Here is a 16,103-nt window from a genome sequence, read left to right as displayed (position 1 = left end):
TGCCGGGTAACCCGGCGACGGCAGCAGGTGGGATCCGGGCAACAGGGAATGAGGTCCGCGAAAGGTGACCGTTGAGCTGGCACACCCGTCGACCGAGCCGTTGGGGCAGCGGGCGCCGATCGTGCCCACTCACCCCCGATGGTGGTTCCTGCGCACCACGCCCGGGCGGATCCTGACCCTCGGCCTGATACTGGCCATGCTGGGGATCCTGTCCGCGTTCGCCACCTCGACCACCATCACCAATCGGCAGACCCAGCTGACCACCGTCCTCAATCACACCGAGCCGCTGTCGTTCGCCGCCGGCCAGCTCTACACCACGCTGTCGGTCGCCGACGCCGCCGCGGCGACCGCGTTCATCGCCGGTTCCGAGCCGCGTGCCGTCCGGCAGCGTTATGAGCAGGCCATCACCGATGCGGCCGTCGCGGTTACCCGGGCGGCCAGCGGACTCACCGATGAGTCCCTGATTCAGCTGCTAGGCCGGATCAATGCGCAGCTGGCTGTCTACACCGGCCTGATCGAAACCGCGCGGACCAACAACCGCATGGGCAACCCGGTTGGCTCGTCGTACCTCTCGGAGGCCTCGGCGCTCATGCAGCAGCAGATCCTGCCCGACGCCCAGCGGCTCTACGAGGAAACGTCGGCGCGGGTGGACGCCGAGACCACCGCCTCCACCCGGATCCCCGCGCCGGTGCTGATCGTGGTGGCCGCGACCCTGCTGTTCGGGGTGTTCGGCCATCGGTGGCTGGCCGAGCGCACCCGCCGCCGGGTCAACGTCGGCCTGATCGCCGGCGGCCTGGCTATCGTGGTGATGATCATCTGGGTGGGTTCAGCGCTGATCATCTCCACTGCAGGTAGCCGGGCTGCCAAGAACACCGCGGCCGAGTCGCTCAAAACGGTGACTAACCTGGCGATCACCGCCCAACAGGCACGCGCCGACGAGACGCTGTCGCTGATCCGGCGGGGCGACGAAGACGTCCGTAAGCGGTCCTACTACCAACGCGTTGACGCCATGCACACTCAGCTCGCCGACTACCTGGCCCGAAACGACGCCATCGCCAAGGACGACCTCGCCAACGCCGACCAACTGCTGACGACGTGGCGGCAGGCCGACGAGCGGATCAACGCCTACATCTCGGTCGGCAACTACCAGGCGGCCACTCAGGTGGCCCTCGGCACCGGCGAGGACGACTCGTCCCCGGCCTTCGACAAGCTCGATGCGGCGCTGTCGCAAGGTATCCGGGAAAGCCGCAACCAGCTGCGCAACGACATCCTGTCGGCCCGGCGGGTGCTGTCCGGCACGACCGTCGGCGGCGTGGTGCTCTCGATCGGCGCGGCGCTGGCGGTGGCGGTGGGATTGTGGCCCAGACTGAGCGAGTACAGATGATGAACACCCGCCGGCTTCTCTGCATCGTGATCGCCGCGGCGATCACCCTGTCCGGCTGCGGCAAAACTGAGTACATCGGCACCCCGCCGGTACCGACCCTGGCACCACCCACGCCGGCGGGTATGCAGGAGCTGGCCCCAGAACCGCCACAGCCAGCGGATCCGACCGAAAACGACTGCAACCGCACCGCCAGCTTGAAGCCCTTCGCCACCAAGGCCGAAGCCGACGCGGCGGTGGCCGACATCCGGGCCCGCGGCCGGCTGATCGTCGGACTGGACATCGGCAGCAACCTGTTCTCCTTCCGCGATCCGATTACCGGCGAGATCACCGGCTTCGACGTCGATATCGCCGGTGAGGTGGCCCGCGATATCTTCGGCACCCCCTCGGCCGTCGAGTACCGCATCCTGTCCTCGGCCGATCGGATCACCGCCCTGCAGAACAACACCGTCGACATCGTGGTCAAGACCATGACCATCACCTGTGACCGCCGCGAGCAGGTCAACTTCTCGACCGCGTATTTCAACGCCTATCAACGCATCCTGGCCCCGCGGGAGTCGGCCATCTCGCAAGCCTCCGACCTGTCCGGGCGCCGGGTGTGCGTCGCCAGCGGCACCACGTCACTGGACCGGGTGCGTCAGATCTCCCCGCCGCCGATCATCGTGACGGTGGTGAGCTGGGCGGACTGCCTGGTCGCGCTCCAGCAGCGCGAGGTGGACGCGATCAGCACCGACGACTCGATCCTGGCGGGTCTGGTGGCCCAGGATCCCTACTTGCACATCATCGGACCGAATATGGCGCAAGAGCCGTACGGGATCGGCGTCAACCTGGACAACACCGGTCTAGTGCGATTCGTCAACGGCACGCTGGAACGCATTCGCCGCGACGGCACCTGGAACACGTTGTACCGCAAGTGGTTGACGGTGCTGGGGCCCGCGCCAGCTCCCCCGACGCCGAGGTATCTGGACTGATGGCCATCCCCGATCAGCCAGACGTCGACGTCGGAACCCAGCCGACGACACTCGACGACCTCACCGTGGATTCGATGCCGACAATGCGGCCGATGGCCACCCAAGCGATCTTCCGGCCGAATTTCGACGAAGGCGACGAGGACTCGGTCGGCAGCGTCGGCACCGAGCCGGAGGCCATGCCCCAGGCGACCGTGGCCCGCAAGCTCTCCCCGACCCGTCGCCTCGGCGGCGGACTTGTGGAGATTCCCCGCTTCCCGGAGATCGACCCGCTGACCGCGTTGATGGTCAATCCCGTTGTCGCCGAGTCGAAGCGGTTCTGCTGGAACTGCGGGCGCCCGGTGGGCCGCAAGACCAAGGACGGCCCGGCAGCCTCGGAAGGCTGGTGCCCGCATTGCGGCAGCGCGTATTCGTTCGTGCCGCAGCTGGCTCCCGGTGACATGGTTGCCGACCAGTACGAGATCAAAGGCTGTGTCGCGCACGGCGGTCTGGGCTGGGTGTACCTGGCCGTCGACCACAACGTGAACGAACGCCCGGTGGTGCTTAAGGGTCTGGTGCATTCCGGGGACGCCGAGGCCCAGGCGATCGCGATGGCCGAACGGCAGTTCCTCGCCGAGGTGGTTCACCCGTCGATCGTGAAGATCTTCAATTTCGTCGAGCATCCCGACTCCCACGGTGAGCCCGTCGGCTACATCGTGATGGAGTACGTCGGCGGAAAGTCGCTCAAAGAACCCAGGGGCGAGAAGCTTCCGGTGTCGGAGGCGATCGCTTACGTGCTGGAGATCCTGCCCGCGCTGGGCTATTTGCATTCGATCGGCTTGTGCTACAACGATCTCAAGCCCGAGAACGTGATGGTGACCGAGGAACAGCTGAAGCTGATCGACCTCGGCGCGGTATCGCGGATCAACTCGTTCGGCTATCTCTATGGCACACCCGGCTATCAGGCACCGGAGATCGTGCGTACCGGCCCCACTGTCGCCAGCGACATCTACACGGTGGGTCGCACGCTGGCCGCGCTGACGCTGAATCTGCGAACCCGCAAGGGCCGCTACGTCGACGGGCTGCCCGACGATGATCCGGTGCTGGTCAAATACGACTCGTTCGCACGGCTGTTGCGCCGGGCCATCGACCCCGACCCGCGCCGCCGGTTCGCCAGTGCCGAAGAGATGTCCTCGCAGCTGCTGGGGGTGCTGCGCGAGGTGGTCGCCGAGGACACCGGTGTGCCCCGGCCCGGTCTGTCGAACGTGTTCACCCGCACCCGCGCAGCGTTCGGGGTGGAATTGCTGGTGGCGCACACCGACGTATACCTCGACGGGCTGGCCCATGCCGAGAAGCTCACCGCTACCGAAATCGTTACCGCACTTCCGGTTCCGTTGGTCGACCCTACTGATATCGCGGCCACGGTGCTCTCGGCGACCGTGCTGTCACAGCCAGTGCAGACGCTGGACTCGCTCCGGGCGGCCCGGCACGGTGTGCTGGACTCCGAGGGTGTGGACCTGACTGAGTCGGTGGAGCTGCCACTGATGGAGGTACGCGCGCTGCTCGACCTTGGTGACGTCGCCAAAGCCAACCGCAAGCTCGATGAGCTGTCCGAGCGGGTGGGCTGGCGCTGGCGACTGATCTGGTTCAAGGCGGTCTCCGAGGTGTTGACCGGCGACTATGATTCAGCGACAAAACATTTCACCGAGGTGCTGGACATCTTCCCTGGCGAGCTGGCGCCGAAACTGGCGTTGGCGGCTACTGCCGAGCTGGCGGCGACATCCGACGAGCTCCCGTTCTACCGAACGGTGTGGCACACCGACAACAACTCGATTTCGGCCGCGTTCGGTCTGGCCCGAGCACAGTCGGTCGAGGGCGATCGGGAATCAGCGGTGAATACGCTCGACGAAGTTCCCGCTGCGTCGCGGCATTTCACCACTGCACGGTTAACCAGTGCGGTGACCCTGCTGTCGGGGCGCTCGGCGCACGAGCTCAGCGAGGAGCAGATCCGCGACGCCGCGCACCGGGTGGAGGCGCTGCCCGATTCCGAGCCACGGGTGCTGCAGATCCGTGCGTTGGTGTTGGGCACCGCGATGGATTGGATGTGTGAGAACACCGCCAGCACCAATCACATCCTCGGGTTCCCCTTCACCGAACACGGTCTGCGCCTGGGGGTCGAGGCCTCGCTGCGGAGCCTGGCTCGGGTGGCCCCCAGCCAGGCACACCGGTATGCGCTGGTCGATATGGCCAACAACGTGCGGCCCACCAGCACGTTCTAGGTCCGGAAACGCTCGCGCAACTGGGGATCGTTCTCCCACCAGAGCGTCGACGCGGGACGCTCGTCCAACTCAGTGTCCACCTCGACAGCGCGGCGGCGTTCGTGGGAGCCGAGCTGACGCATCAGCACCAAGACGAACGGGATGCTCAGCACATCACCGGCGATCCACAGTATCCCCGCGCCGATGGACTGGTCGATCCGCATGCTCGGCCCCCAATTGCGCTGCAGCGCAGCATAGTAATCGGAGGCGATGAGCGGACCGAGCCACAGCACGACGCCTAGCACGCCGTCGGCGAGTGACTCCACAACACTGATCCCGATCGACACCAGCGGTGAGAATCGGCGCGGCACCGGGTCCGCCTGCAGGCGGGCGTAGAAGTATCCGAAGCCGACGAACACGAGCAGCAGCCGAGTCACCACCGCCACCGGCCCGGTCATCGACGCGACATACCAGGGGGTCAGGTACAGCAGCCAGGGTGTCGCGAGCATGGCGACGGACGTCACGAACGGCGAGGACGCCACGCGAATGGGCTTGCTGTCCAGCGCCATCTGTACCACGCGTCCGGCCGAGACTGACGCTGCGGATATCGTCGCCAGCGGACGGCCCAGCGCCAGCAGGAACGGCGCGACGAGCAACAGCAACAGGACCTGTAGTGCGCGGACCCAGAACAGGACGGGCGCATACACCCCGACGGCGCTGAACGTCGCCAGCGCCCAGACCGCAATTCCCAGCATGAACCACCAGACCTGGCCGCGACCGGCAGCAGCGGTTCCCCTGACGTGCTGGTAGCAGCGAAGATAGACCACACTCGCGAGTGCGATCACGACCAGCGCGCTGACGTCCAGCATCCATGACCCCAGGACCACGGCTGCCGAACTTACGCCAATCTTCGGGGTGTGGGGGTGGTTCTACACGTTCCTGCTCTGCGGTGCGGCCGGCTACGCGTTCGCGCGGATCATGCGTTACGGGCCCGTCGTGGCCGGTTCCGGCGGGGTGCTGGCTTACTGTTTCGCCGAAGTGTGGCGGATCCAGATCGTCAACTACGGCATCGTCATCTTTTTGCTGTTGTTGACCGCCGGGTGCGCGGCGCTACCACCCCAGTGTCGGGGGGCAGGAAGTCTTCTTCCAGGAACTCGGCGAAACTCTGGTGCCGCGCGGACATTCTGTCGATGTGTATTGCATCGGCCACACCGGCGGACTGGCCGGAACCGAAACCATCAACGGGGTCACCATTCACCGCAATCCGAACGGCGGCCGCTACAAGCAGCCTTTGGTGAAGTCGCGTAGCAATTGGACCGACATCGTGAAATTCATTGCAGGCGTTTGCCGTATCGCGTCGCCACCTCAACACGACTTCTACCTTTTGAACCAGTGGCCCCTGATGCACGCACTGGCCTTGCCCAAAGATGTGCGTGCGCGCAGCGCGATCCACTGGTGTGCGATCCGTACCGATCCGATACTCACGACGTGTCAGACACGGCTGCCGCGCATCGTCGGTTCCAACTTCGCGGTGAGCGAAGCTGTCGCGGTAGTGATCACCGGTGACGGTCCTTCCCGCGCCGACGTCGCGGCCTAAGCCTGAATCCACCGACGGGCGGTGGCGTTAGCCGAGTGTCGGAATGAAGAAAGTGCCCTCTGAACTGGGATGATTGGTGTTCTCAGGCAGCAATCGGGTCCAGTTCGGAAAGGCACTTCCAGTGCAAGTTTCGCATGGGTTCGCCGCGGAGTCAGCGGTGTTCGACGATGACAATCTCGTGTCGTGCGCCGGACTTGTGCCGGTCATGACGTTGGCCGAGCAGACCGGGCTGGGCAGGTTGTTTGATGAGAAGGTCCGCATCATGGCGCCCCGGATCACGTCCGGGTCGGCGAACCCCGCCCCGAAACTGGCCACCGTGGTGGCGGGCATGTGCGCGGGCGCGGACTGCATCGACGACCTCGACGTGGTCCGGTCGGGCGGTATGAAGACCCTCTTCGGCGGGGTGTACGCACCGTCGACGGTCGGAACGTTGTTGCGGGAGTTCACCTTCGGGCACGCCCGCCAGTTGGAATCGGTGCTACGCGAGCACCTGGTGGCATTGTGTCAGCGGGTCGAGTTGCTACCCGGCGCCGATCAGCAGGTGTTCATCGACATCGACTCGCTGCTACGCCCGGTCTACGGGCACGCCAAACAAGGCGCCTCCTACGGGCACACCAAGATCGCCGGCAAGCAGATCCTGCGCAAGGGACTGTCCCCGCTGGCCACCACGATCAGCACCGCGGGCGCCGCGCCGGTGATCGCCGGGATGCGGCTACGCGCCGGGCGGGCCAACTCCAGTAAGGGGGCCGGGCGGATGGTCGCCCAGGCGATCGGCACCGCCCGCGCCGCGGGAGCCAGCGGGCAGATTCTGGTGCGCGGGGATTCGGCCTACGGCTCGCGCGCGGTGATTACCGCCTGCGTGCGCCATGGTGCGCGGTTCTCGATGGTGATGACCCGCAATCCCGCCATCGAACGCGCGCTCGCCGGGATCGACGAGACGGCGTGGACGCCAGTGCGTTATCCCGGCGCCGTCCAAGACCCCGACACCGGTACCTGGATCTCTGATGCCGAGGTCGCCGAAATCGACTACACCGCCTTCGCCTCCACCCCCGATCGCATCACGGCCCGATTGGTGGTCCGCCGCGTCAAGGACGCCCGTTTCCGTGACACGCTGTTCCCGGTGTGGCGGTATCACCCGTTTCTCACCAACACCGACCTGCCCGTCGATCAGGCCGACATCACCCACCGCCAGCACGCGATCATCGAGACCGTATTCGCCGATCTCATCGACGGACCGCTGGCGCATCTGCCCTCGGGCCGGTTCGGCGCGAACTCGGCCTGGATCTTGTGCTCGGCGATTGCCCACAACCTGCTGCGCGCGGCCGGTGTCCTAGCCGGAGAGCGGCACACCCGAGCACGCGGATCGACACTGCGACGCACCATCGTCAATGTTCCCGCCCGACTGGCCCGTCCCCAGCGCCGCCCGATCCTGCACCTACCCTCCCACTGGCCGTGGTCCAGGTCCTGGCTTGCACTGTGGCACAACACCATCGGACACAGCCCACCACTACCTGCGACAACCTGACCAACCGCCGAAAGGCCCGACCGGAACACACAGGAAAAGCTGGACAGACCAGCGACTACCTCACGCCCACACCCGGAAGACCGACGCCAACGAAGATCAACCCTACTCACCACCACCCGTCGGTGGATTCAGGCTAAGGACAAGGACCGGGTACGGGTGCTGGGGCGCTTGGACTTCGAAGCCCTGCGTGCCCTGGCTGCGTTGGCGGCCAGGGGGCACACTTACGTCCTGAACAGACAGGCACACATCTCCAACGCTGCGTCGGCGGAGCTGGTCTGCGACGAGCTGGACAAGCCCTAGCCCGGATTTTTCGTGGATTGTTGCCTGTGGGGGCGTGTATACAAGCGAAAGTGCCTGTCCTGCAGGGGATAATCGGACTTGTCTACGGTTCAACTATCCTGACGGGAAGGCACTTCGCAGGTGACGAATATCGCGGGTGAAAGTCTCGGCTGACGGCCATGGCGTCGTGTCGCATGCCGGGATGGGCCTACTGCGTGAACTAGCTGACCGGACCGGCCTATCGGCGCTGGTCACCGCCATCGCCACCGCCTGGCAACCCAATCCAGCACCAGACCCTGGCCCACAACAAGCCCTATCAAAAATCGAGGCTAGACCACGGTCAGACAAGCCCGCGCGATCGCCAACTCTTCGTTGGTGGGGATCACCAGCACGGTCGTCGGCGACTTGTCAGCGGAGATCCGGCGGGCACCGCGGGCGGGGCTCTCGTTGAGGTGCTCGTCGAGCTCGATACCCAACGGCGCCAGCGCGGTCAACGCATCACGCCGCACGCGCGCATCGTTCTCGCCCACTCCGGCGGTGAACGTCAGCACGTCGGTGTGTCCCAAGATCGCCAGATAGGCACCGATATACTTGCGCAGCCGGTGGATGTAGACGTCATAGGCCAATTGCGCTGCCTCGTCGCCGGATTCGATCCGCTGGTGCACCACCCGAAAATCGATCTCGCCGCTCAACCCGTACATCCCGGAACGCCGGTTGAGCATGGCTTCGATCTCCTCCACGCCCAGGCCGGCCGTGCGCCAGAGGTACGCCAACACGCCGGGATCGACGTCACCGGAGCGGGTGCCCATGACCAGACCCTCCATCGGAGTAAGCCCCATGGAGGTATCGACCGGACGTCCGCCGGCAACGGCCGACGCCGAGGCGCCGTTGCCCAGGTGCAGCACGATCTGGTTGAGCGACTCGATCGGAGTCTCGAGGAACTGCGCGGCTTGCTGGCTGACGTACTGGTGTGAGGTGCCGTGAAACCCGTAACGGCGGATCTGCCAGCGGCTGGCCAGGTCGCGGTCGATCGCATATGTGGCGGAAGCGGCCGGCAGGTCGTGGAAAAAGGCGGTGTCGAACACCGCGACGTGCGGGACATCCGGCAAAGCTCGACGCGCGACCTCGATTCCGAGCACCGCGGGCGGATTGTGCAGCGGTGCAAGGGGTGCGAGTTCTGCCAGCTTCACGATCAACGCATCGTCGACGATGGTGGGCCGGTACAGGTCCTGGCCGCCGTGCACCACCCGGTGCCCGACGGCGACGAGCCCCAGATCGTCCAGGTGCTGACCGGCCTCGGCGAACAGGTCGAACGCGGTGCGCAGAGCGGCCTCGTGGTCGGCGATCCCACCGTCATGGCGAATCTCTTCGTTGCCCGACGTCAGCGTCGCGGTCGACGCCGCCTCACCGATCCGTTCGACAATCCCGTGGGCGAGGGATACTCCGGTATCCGGTTGCAGTAGTTGGTATTTAAGCGACGATGAACCGGAGTTGAGGACCAGCACCGTGCCGGACATCACTGGCCCTGCGCCTGGATCGCGGTGATCGCCACCGTGTTGACGATATCGTCGACGAGCGCGCCGCGGGACAGGTCGTTGACCGGCTTGTTGAGTCCCTGCAGTACTGGGCCGATGGCGATGGCACCCGCGCTGCGCTGGACCGCCTTGTAGGTGTTGTTTCCGGTGTTGAGGTCCGGGAAGATCAGCACCGTCGCGCGGCCCGCCACCTTCGAGCCAGGCATCTTGGCAGCGGCCACGGTCGCGTCGACGGCGGCGTCGTACTGAATCGGCCCTTCCACCAGCAAATCCGGATCCCGTTCACGCACCAATTCGGTTGCAGTCCTTACTTTTTCGACTCCGATTCCACTACCCGAGTCGCCGGTGGAATAGGACAGCATCGCGACCCGCGGATCGATGCCGAACTGGGCGGCGGTACGCGCGGAGCTGATCGCTATGTCGGCGAGCTGCTCGGCGGTGGGATCGGGCACAATCGCGCAATCACCATAGGCCAGGACCCGGTCGGACAGACACATCAGGAAGATGCTCGACACCGTGGAGACGTCGGGCCGGGTCTTGATGATCTCGAAGGCGGGCCGCACCGTGTGCGCCGTGGTGTGCGTCGCACCCGACACCATGCCGTCGACAATGCCGTTGTGCACCAACATCGTTCCGAAGTAGGAGACGTCGTGCATGGTCTCGCGGGCCTGTTCTAATGTCACGCCCTTTTTCTTGCGAAGGTCGGCGTACTGCGCGGCAAATTGGTCGCACAGCTCGCTGGTGCGTGGGTTGAGCACGACTGCCGGGGCCAGGTCAACGCCCAGTTCGGCTGCGCGGGAACGAACGTAGGTCTCATCACCCAGGATGGTCAGGTCGGCGACGCCGCGTAGCAAGAGCCGCCCGGCCGCGTGCAGGATGCGGTCGTCGTCCCCCTCGGGCAGCACGATGCGCTTGCGATCCGCCCTCGCCCGCTCCATCAGCTGGTAGGTGAACATCTGCGGTGTGGTCACCGTGGGGATCGGCAGACTGAGCCGATCCTGCAGGTCGTCGATGTCGACGTAGCGCTCCATCAGCGCGATCGCGGTGTCGATCTTGCGCTGCGAGGTGGCGGTGACCCGTCCGCGCGTCCCCGCCAGCGCGCTGGCGGTCTCGAAAGTGCCGAGGTCGGTGGCGACGATCGGCAGCCGCAGGCCCAGGCCGTTTACCAGCTGGGCGATGGAGCGGTGCAGCGGCAGTCCGCCGTTGAGAATGATGGCCGACAGGGACGGGAATCCCTCCGCGGCATGCGCGCTGGTGACCGCCAGTACTACGTCGGATCGATCACCCGGCGTGACCACGGTGACGCCCTCTGTCAGCCGTTCCAGGCAATGTTCGGCGGTCATGCCCGCCACGAGCACCCCGATCGCCTCGCGGCCCAGCAGCGATCGGTCGCCGTGCACCAGGGCACCGTCGACCGCATCACTGAGATCGGCCACGGTCGGGGCCACCAGGAGGGGCTCCTCCGGAATCACGAAGACCCGCGGCCCCAGGTTCGCGCACGCCTGGGCCACCGCGTCGAGCTCGGCCGGGTGGGCCCGGTTGGCCACCACCGCCGCGGTGTGCGCGTGCTGGGCGGCCAGCTCAGCCAGGCACAGCTCGATTACCTGGGCGACTTCCTTGGGAGTGCGGTCGCGGGCGCGCACCGACAGCAACACCGGCGCGCCGAGGTTGGCCGCGATACGCGCATTGACGCTGAGCTCGGTGGGCGTGGCGACGTCCGTGTAGTCCGAGCCGACAATCACGACCGCATCGCAGCGCGCGGCCACTTCGTGGTAGCGGTCGACGATGTCGGCGATCGCGGCGTCGGGATCATCGTGCAGTCGCTGGTAGGTGACGCCGACGCATTCCTCGTAGGTCAGGCCCGCATTGCTGTGGGCCAGCAACAACTCCAGGATGTAATCCCGGTTCTCCCGACGAGTGATCGGGCGGAACACCCCGGCCCTCGGCACCATCGCCGTCAGACGGTGCAGGATGCCGAGTGCGACGGTGGATTTTCCGGTGTCACCCTCGGGCGAGGCGATGTAGATCGACGTGGTTCGGGCAGCGGTCACCCCACCAGCTTTCCGTAACCGAAACAGATGCGACAACACCGTCTACATGACGGCTTCCCGACGAATACCCGCCGGCGGCCTAACCCAGCTTGCGCAACCGCGGTTCGAGGTCCTTTTGGAACAGCTCCAGGAAGCGGCGCTGGTCCTGGCGGGGATCGTGGAATACCAGGTGGTTCAGGCCCCAGTCGACGTAATCCTTGACCTTCTCCACGGCCTCGTCAGGATCGGAAGCGACGATCCAGCGCTTGGCGACCTGTTCGATCGGCAGCGCGTCGGCGGCCTTTTCCATCTCGATCGGATCGTCGATGCTGTGCTTCTGCTCGGCGGTCAGCGACAGCGGTGCCCAGAACCGGGTGTTCTCCAGTGCCAGTTTCGGGTCCGGATCGTAGGAAATCTTGATCTCAATCATCCGGTCGACATCGTCGGGATTCTTCCCGGCGGCCTCGGCGCCCTCACGCATCGCGGGAATGAGCTTGTCCTTGTACAGCTCTTCGCCCTTGCCCGAGGTGCAGATGAAGCCGTCGCCCGCCCGGCCGGCGTACTTGGCCACCTGCGGCCCGCCCGCGGCGATGTAGATCGGGATGCCGCCCTCGGGCACGTCATAGATCGACGCGCCCTTAGTCTTGTAGTACTCGCCCTCGAAGTCGACGCGATCACCCAGCCATAGCTCTCGCATCAGTCGAACCGACTCACGCAGCCGCGCGTAACGCTCCTTGAACTCGGGCCACTCCCCCTCGTAGCCGGTGGCGATCTCGTTGAGCGCCTCTCCGGTTCCGATGCCGAGGAAGATCCGGTCCGGATACAGGCACCCCATCGTCGCGAACGCCTGGGCGATGACTGCCGGGTTGTACCGGAAGGTGGGGGTTAGCACCGATGTGCCCAGGATCAGCCGCTGGGTGCGCTCGCCCACCGCGGTCATCCACGCCAGTGAGAACGGCGCGTGACCGCCCTCGTGACGCCACGGCTGGAAGTGGTCACTGACCGTCGCGCTGTCCATCCCGTGCGCCTCGGCCAGCACCGCCAACTCAACCAACTCACGCGGCGCGAACTGCTCCGCCGACGCCTTGTATCCCAGTTTCAGTTCAGCCACGCCCTTGTTTCTACTCCCTTCGGCACCGCCGTGAACGCGCGAGTCCTAGTCCTAGACTCGCGGCATGGCCGTGGCCCTGACCGCAATCACCGAACACGTCCACATGGCGCAGACCCCCCTGGTCAATTGGACGGTGGTCACCGACGACACCGGCGTCATGTTGATCGACGCCGGCTTCCCCGGCAGCCGCGAGGACGTCCTGCTATCCCTGCGGGAACTCGGCTTCGGGCCGGCGGATGTGACGGGGATCGTGTTAACCCACGCTCACGTCGACCATTGCGGCTCGGCCATCTGGTTCGCCAAAACCCATGGCACTGCGGTCTACTGCCACGCCGACGAGGTGGGCCACGCCAAACGCGAATACCTGCAGCAGGCCTCCCCGGTCGACCTGGTGCTGCACGCCTGGCAGCCGCGGTGGGTGAAGTGGTCGCTGGACATCGCCCGCAAAGGTGCGCTGGTGCACGAGGGCATCCCGTCGACCGGCGCACTCACCGAGGATGTCGCCGAGCGTCTGCCGGGCCGACCGCGGGCCATACCGACGCCGGGGCATACCGGCGGTCACTGCTCCTACATCATCGACGGTGTGCTGGTCAGCGGCGACGCCCTGGTGACCGGGCATCCGCTGGCCCCACGCAAGGGCCCTCAGCTGCTGCACCCGGTGTTTAACCACGACGAGCCGGGTTGTGTGCGCAGCCTGTCCGCGCTGGCGATGCTGGAAACCGATGTGCTTATCCCAGGCCACGGCGACCTGTGGGTCGGGCCGATCCGCGAAGCGGTGCGTCAGGCCACGCCGCGCTGAGATTGATTGCGCTACTTGAATTCTCGGATAATCCTCAGATGCCCCACCGTTTGGCGAGCAGTTCGAATGAGCGCAGCCGATCGGCGTGACGGTGGGTAGCTGTCGTCACCACCAGCTCGTCGGCCTCGGTGACCCGCTGCAGGGCGGTGAGCTTGTCGGCCACGTCGCCGGCGTCACTGACGACTATGTAGCGAGCCGGTCCTCAACAATGGCGCCCTGCTCGGCGAAGTCCGGCGTGACGGCCTCGGGTTGGGTGAGAACCGTTGATAGCGAACGCATCTGGTGGCTGGCCAGTAGGTCCCGCATGCCGAAGCTTTCCAGCACCACCACCGCCAGCGCGGTGGCGCAACCCAGCTGGACCGCCGCAGCGCCGACCCTGATCCGTTCGGCGTGGCGATCAGCGGATGATACGGATGATGGAGCAGTCCATGGCGATCCTCACGTGCCGACGCCGACCACCACCACCAAACGTCCCACTACGCGGCAGCACCAACGACTACCACCACCGGAGAACGCCTACTCCCCAAAGGGGACGAAAAGGACTAGCCCAATACGGGTATGGCGTCCCCGGGGCGGTAGTTCTCGACCGCCGCGATGTCGGCCAGCAGGGCTTCCGGCTCGACGGTGAAGAGCGCGCCCCCGCCCTCGCCGGCGGTGCCGACAAGCACGGCCGTGACCCGTTCGGGGAAGTCGTCATCGGCACCGGATGCGGTGATCCAGATCCGAGTGACGGGTTCGTGCGCATCGTCGACGACAGCGGCGGCCGACGGCTCATAAAACCAGCTGATCAACGTCTCGGTGGAGAACTCAGCGTCGAACGTCCAGCCACGGGACGTCAGCCACTCGTCGAATGTCTCGACCGCTCGGGCGAGTTCGACATCGACGTCATCGAGTTGATCCTTGACCTCGTCAGGGATCCACCGCTCGTCGCGAGCGGTCTGCCGCTTCTTGCGGCGGGCCTTCTTGGCATCGGAGTTGCGCGACACCGCTAGCTCAGCGCGCGATCCAGGTCGGTGATCAGATCCTCGGTACCTTCCAGCCCCACCGAGACGCGCACCACGCCGTCGCCGAGCCCGATCGAGGCGCGACCCTCCGGGCCCATCGCACGGTGAGTGGTGGTGGCCGGGTGAGTGATCAGCGACTTGGCGTCACCGAGGTTGTTCGAGATATCGATAACCTGCAGCTTGTCGAGCACCTCGAAGGCGCGTTCCTTGCCGCCGTCCAGTTCGAAGGTCACCACGGTGCCGCCGCCGCGCATCTGCCTTTTGGCCAGATCGAACTGCGGATGCGATTCCAGGAACGGGTACTTCACCCAATTCACGCCGGCCTGCGCTTCCAGGAACTCGGCGATGCGCTGGGCGGAGCGGTTCGAATAATCCACCCGAACCGCCAGCGTCTCTAGGCCCTTCAGCAGGACCCAAGCGTTGAACGCGGACAGCGCGGGCCCGGTGTGCCGCATCAGTTTCTGCACCGGACCGTCGATGTACTCCTTGTCACCGAGGATCGCCCCGCCGAGTACCCGGCCCTGCCCGTCGATGTGCTTGGTGCCTGAGTACACCACCACGTCGACACCGAGGGGGAAACCCTGCTGCAGCAGCGGTGTGGCAAAGACGTTGTCCAACACAACTTTCGCTCCGGCGGCATGCGCCATCTCCGATACCGCAGCGATGTCGACCAGCGATTGCATCGGGTTGGACGGTGTCTCGAAGAACACCGCTTGGGTGGGCACCGAGAGAGCTTCCTCCCACTGCGAGAGGTCGTCGCCGTCGACGAAGACGGTCTCCACGCCCCAGCGCGGCAGGATTTCGCTGCACACCACGAAACAGGAACCGAACAGGCTGCGGGCCGCCACCAGCCGATCACCGGCGCCCAGCAGCGCGCCCAGTGCGGTGAAGACCGCTGCCATCCCCGATGCCGTCGCGAACGCAGCCGGCGCACCCTCGATCAGCCGCAGCCGCTCCTCGAACATCGAGATCGTGGGATTGCCGTAGCGGGAGTACACGTAACGATCGATATCGCCGGTGAACGCCTTCTCGGCTTCGGCGGCCGAGCCATAGACATAGCCCGACGTCAGGTACATCGCCTCGGCGGTCTCCTCGAATCCCGAGCGCAACAACCCGCCGCGCACCCCGATCGTCGCCTGGCTGACCCCGTCGGGCAGCGGCGCGGGAATCCGCACCGAAGGGACGTCGCTCATGACTGCTTCCAGGGCAGGCCGACCGCCCGCCAGCCGTTGCTGCCACGGTGCGAGTCCTCATCGAGCTGGCCTTCAAAACCGTCAAGCATGTTGTAGGACGGCGCAATTCCGGCGGCGGTCGCCGCCTGAGCCGCGGGGATGGATCGGTTACCGGAGCGACAGATGAACACGACCGGTCGTTCGCCGGGAGTGACGCCGGCGGCGATCAGGTCGGCGACGAAATCGTTGTTGCGCTGACCGTTGCCGCGATTCCATTCGACGAACACCACGTTGCGGCCGAGGCTGGACAGATCGGGCACCCCAACCCATCGCCACTCCGCGTCGGTGCGACAGTCCACCAGGACCGCTTCGGGGTTCTCGCTGAGCAGCTTCCAGCTCGCCTCAGGGGTGATATCTCCTGCGTAACTCACCCGCCCGAGTCTTCCACATGATCCTGAATCGAAC

At 65.8% G+C, this 16,103-nt stretch carries 14 protein-coding genes and 1 pseudogene; 7 read left to right on the top strand and 8 right to left on the bottom strand.

Annotated features, from left to right (window positions below; genetic code table 11):
• The first annotated feature begins 64 nt into the window (after nt 1-64).
• From glnX to G6N13_RS10615, 3 genes are read left to right on the top strand one after another with little or no spacing between them, the layout of a single operon-like run.
• Entirely contained in the window at nt 65-1,384 is a 1,320-nt protein-coding gene (gene glnX, locus G6N13_RS10625) for a protein kinase G-activating protein GlnX (RefSeq protein ID WP_163696856.1), read from the top strand.
• A complete protein-coding gene (locus G6N13_RS10620) occupies nt 1,381-2,352 on the top strand; it encodes a glutamate ABC transporter substrate-binding protein (RefSeq protein ID WP_163701973.1) in 972 nt (323 codons plus the stop codon). The genes glnX and G6N13_RS10620 overlap by 4 nt, the downstream gene beginning before the upstream one ends.
• Nucleotides 2,352-4,607 carry a serine/threonine-protein kinase PknG gene (locus G6N13_RS10615; protein WP_163701971.1) on the top strand — a complete coding sequence of 752 codons (2,256 nt, stop codon included), beginning with the start codon at nt 2,352-2,354 and terminating at the stop codon, nt 4,605-4,607. The genes G6N13_RS10620 and G6N13_RS10615 overlap by 1 nt, the downstream gene beginning before the upstream one ends.
• On the opposite strand, the gene G6N13_RS10610 is transcribed toward G6N13_RS10615, so the two are convergent.
• On the bottom strand, nt 4,604-5,455 hold the full coding sequence (locus tag G6N13_RS10610; protein WP_163701969.1) for a cytochrome c oxidase assembly protein: 852 nt from the start codon (nt 5,453-5,455) through the stop codon (nt 4,604-4,606). The two genes, G6N13_RS10615 and G6N13_RS10610, sit on opposite strands and share 4 nt — an antisense overlap.
• A gap of 299 nt (nt 5,456-5,754) precedes the next feature.
• On the opposite strand from G6N13_RS10610, the gene G6N13_RS10605 reads away from it, so the two are divergent.
• The 3 genes from G6N13_RS10605 (at nt 5,755) to G6N13_RS10595 (ending at nt 8,008) form a co-directional block, all read left to right on the top strand.
• Entirely contained in the window at nt 5,755-6,183 is a 429-nt protein-coding gene (locus G6N13_RS10605) for a hypothetical protein (protein ID WP_407663890.1), read from the top strand.
• A gap of 121 nt (nt 6,184-6,304) precedes the next feature.
• Entirely contained in the window at nt 6,305-7,708 is a 1,404-nt protein-coding gene (locus tag G6N13_RS10600) for an IS1380 family transposase (protein ID WP_163696852.1), read from the top strand.
• Nucleotides 7,709-7,864: 156 nt separating this feature from the next.
• Nucleotides 7,865-8,008 (top strand): hypothetical protein, encoded by a 144-nt coding sequence (locus G6N13_RS10595; protein ID WP_163696850.1) that lies wholly within the window; start codon nt 7,865-7,867, stop codon nt 8,006-8,008.
• Nucleotides 8,009-8,316: 308 nt separating this feature from the next.
• Here G6N13_RS10595 and G6N13_RS10590 read toward each other — a convergent pair whose 3' ends face one another.
• The 3 genes from G6N13_RS10590 to fgd all read right to left on the bottom strand — a co-directional run bounded on the left by G6N13_RS10590 (nt 8,317) and on the right by fgd (nt 12,663).
• On the bottom strand, nt 8,317-9,504 hold the full coding sequence (locus G6N13_RS10590; protein WP_163696849.1) for an acetate kinase: 1,188 nt from the start codon (nt 9,502-9,504) through the stop codon (nt 8,317-8,319).
• Nucleotides 9,504-11,573 (bottom strand): phosphate acetyltransferase, encoded by a 2,070-nt coding sequence (gene pta, locus G6N13_RS10585; RefSeq protein WP_163696847.1) that lies wholly within the window; start codon nt 11,571-11,573, stop codon nt 9,504-9,506. Before pta ends, G6N13_RS10590 begins: the two co-directional genes overlap by 1 nt.
• A gap of 79 nt (nt 11,574-11,652) precedes the next feature.
• On the bottom strand, nt 11,653-12,663 hold the full coding sequence (fgd, locus tag G6N13_RS10580; RefSeq protein ID WP_163696845.1) for a glucose-6-phosphate dehydrogenase (coenzyme-F420): 1,011 nt from the start codon (nt 12,661-12,663) through the stop codon (nt 11,653-11,655).
• Nucleotides 12,664-12,727: 64 nt separating this feature from the next.
• Here fgd and G6N13_RS10575 point away from each other — a divergent pair, with 64 nt between their 5' ends.
• On the top strand, nt 12,728-13,462 hold the full coding sequence (locus G6N13_RS10575; protein WP_163696843.1) for an MBL fold metallo-hydrolase: 735 nt from the start codon (nt 12,728-12,730) through the stop codon (nt 13,460-13,462).
• Nucleotides 13,463-13,496: 34 nt separating this feature from the next.
• On the opposite strand, the pseudogene G6N13_RS25045 reads toward G6N13_RS10575, so the two are convergent.
• From G6N13_RS25045 to G6N13_RS10555, 4 genes and pseudogenes are all read right to left on the bottom strand, one after another.
• A pseudogene (locus tag G6N13_RS25045) lies at nt 13,497-13,669 on the bottom strand (LLM class flavin-dependent oxidoreductase); the annotation flags it as partial.
• A 335-nt stretch (nt 13,670-14,004) separates the two neighbouring features.
• Nucleotides 14,005-14,448, bottom strand: a complete 444-nt coding sequence (locus G6N13_RS10565; RefSeq protein WP_163696839.1) for a hypothetical protein — start codon at nt 14,446-14,448, stop codon at nt 14,005-14,007.
• 2 nt (nt 14,449-14,450) lie between these two features.
• Nucleotides 14,451-15,659: an O-succinylhomoserine sulfhydrylase gene (locus tag G6N13_RS10560; protein WP_163696837.1), complete on the bottom strand. Its 1,209-nt coding sequence runs from the start codon at nt 15,657-15,659 to the stop codon at nt 14,451-14,453.
• Nucleotides 15,656-16,069 (bottom strand): rhodanese-like domain-containing protein, encoded by a 414-nt coding sequence (locus G6N13_RS10555; protein ID WP_163696835.1) that lies wholly within the window; start codon nt 16,067-16,069, stop codon nt 15,656-15,658. Before G6N13_RS10555 ends, G6N13_RS10560 begins: the two co-directional genes overlap by 4 nt.
• Nucleotides 16,070-16,103 lie beyond the last annotated feature (34 nt).

The organism is Mycolicibacterium sarraceniae (assembly GCF_010731875.1).
GTDB lineage: Bacteria > Actinomycetota > Actinomycetes > Mycobacteriales > Mycobacteriaceae > Mycobacterium > Mycobacterium sarraceniae.
Note: the sequence above shows the minus strand (reverse complement) of the source record. Positions and strands in the feature narration are given on the sequence as shown.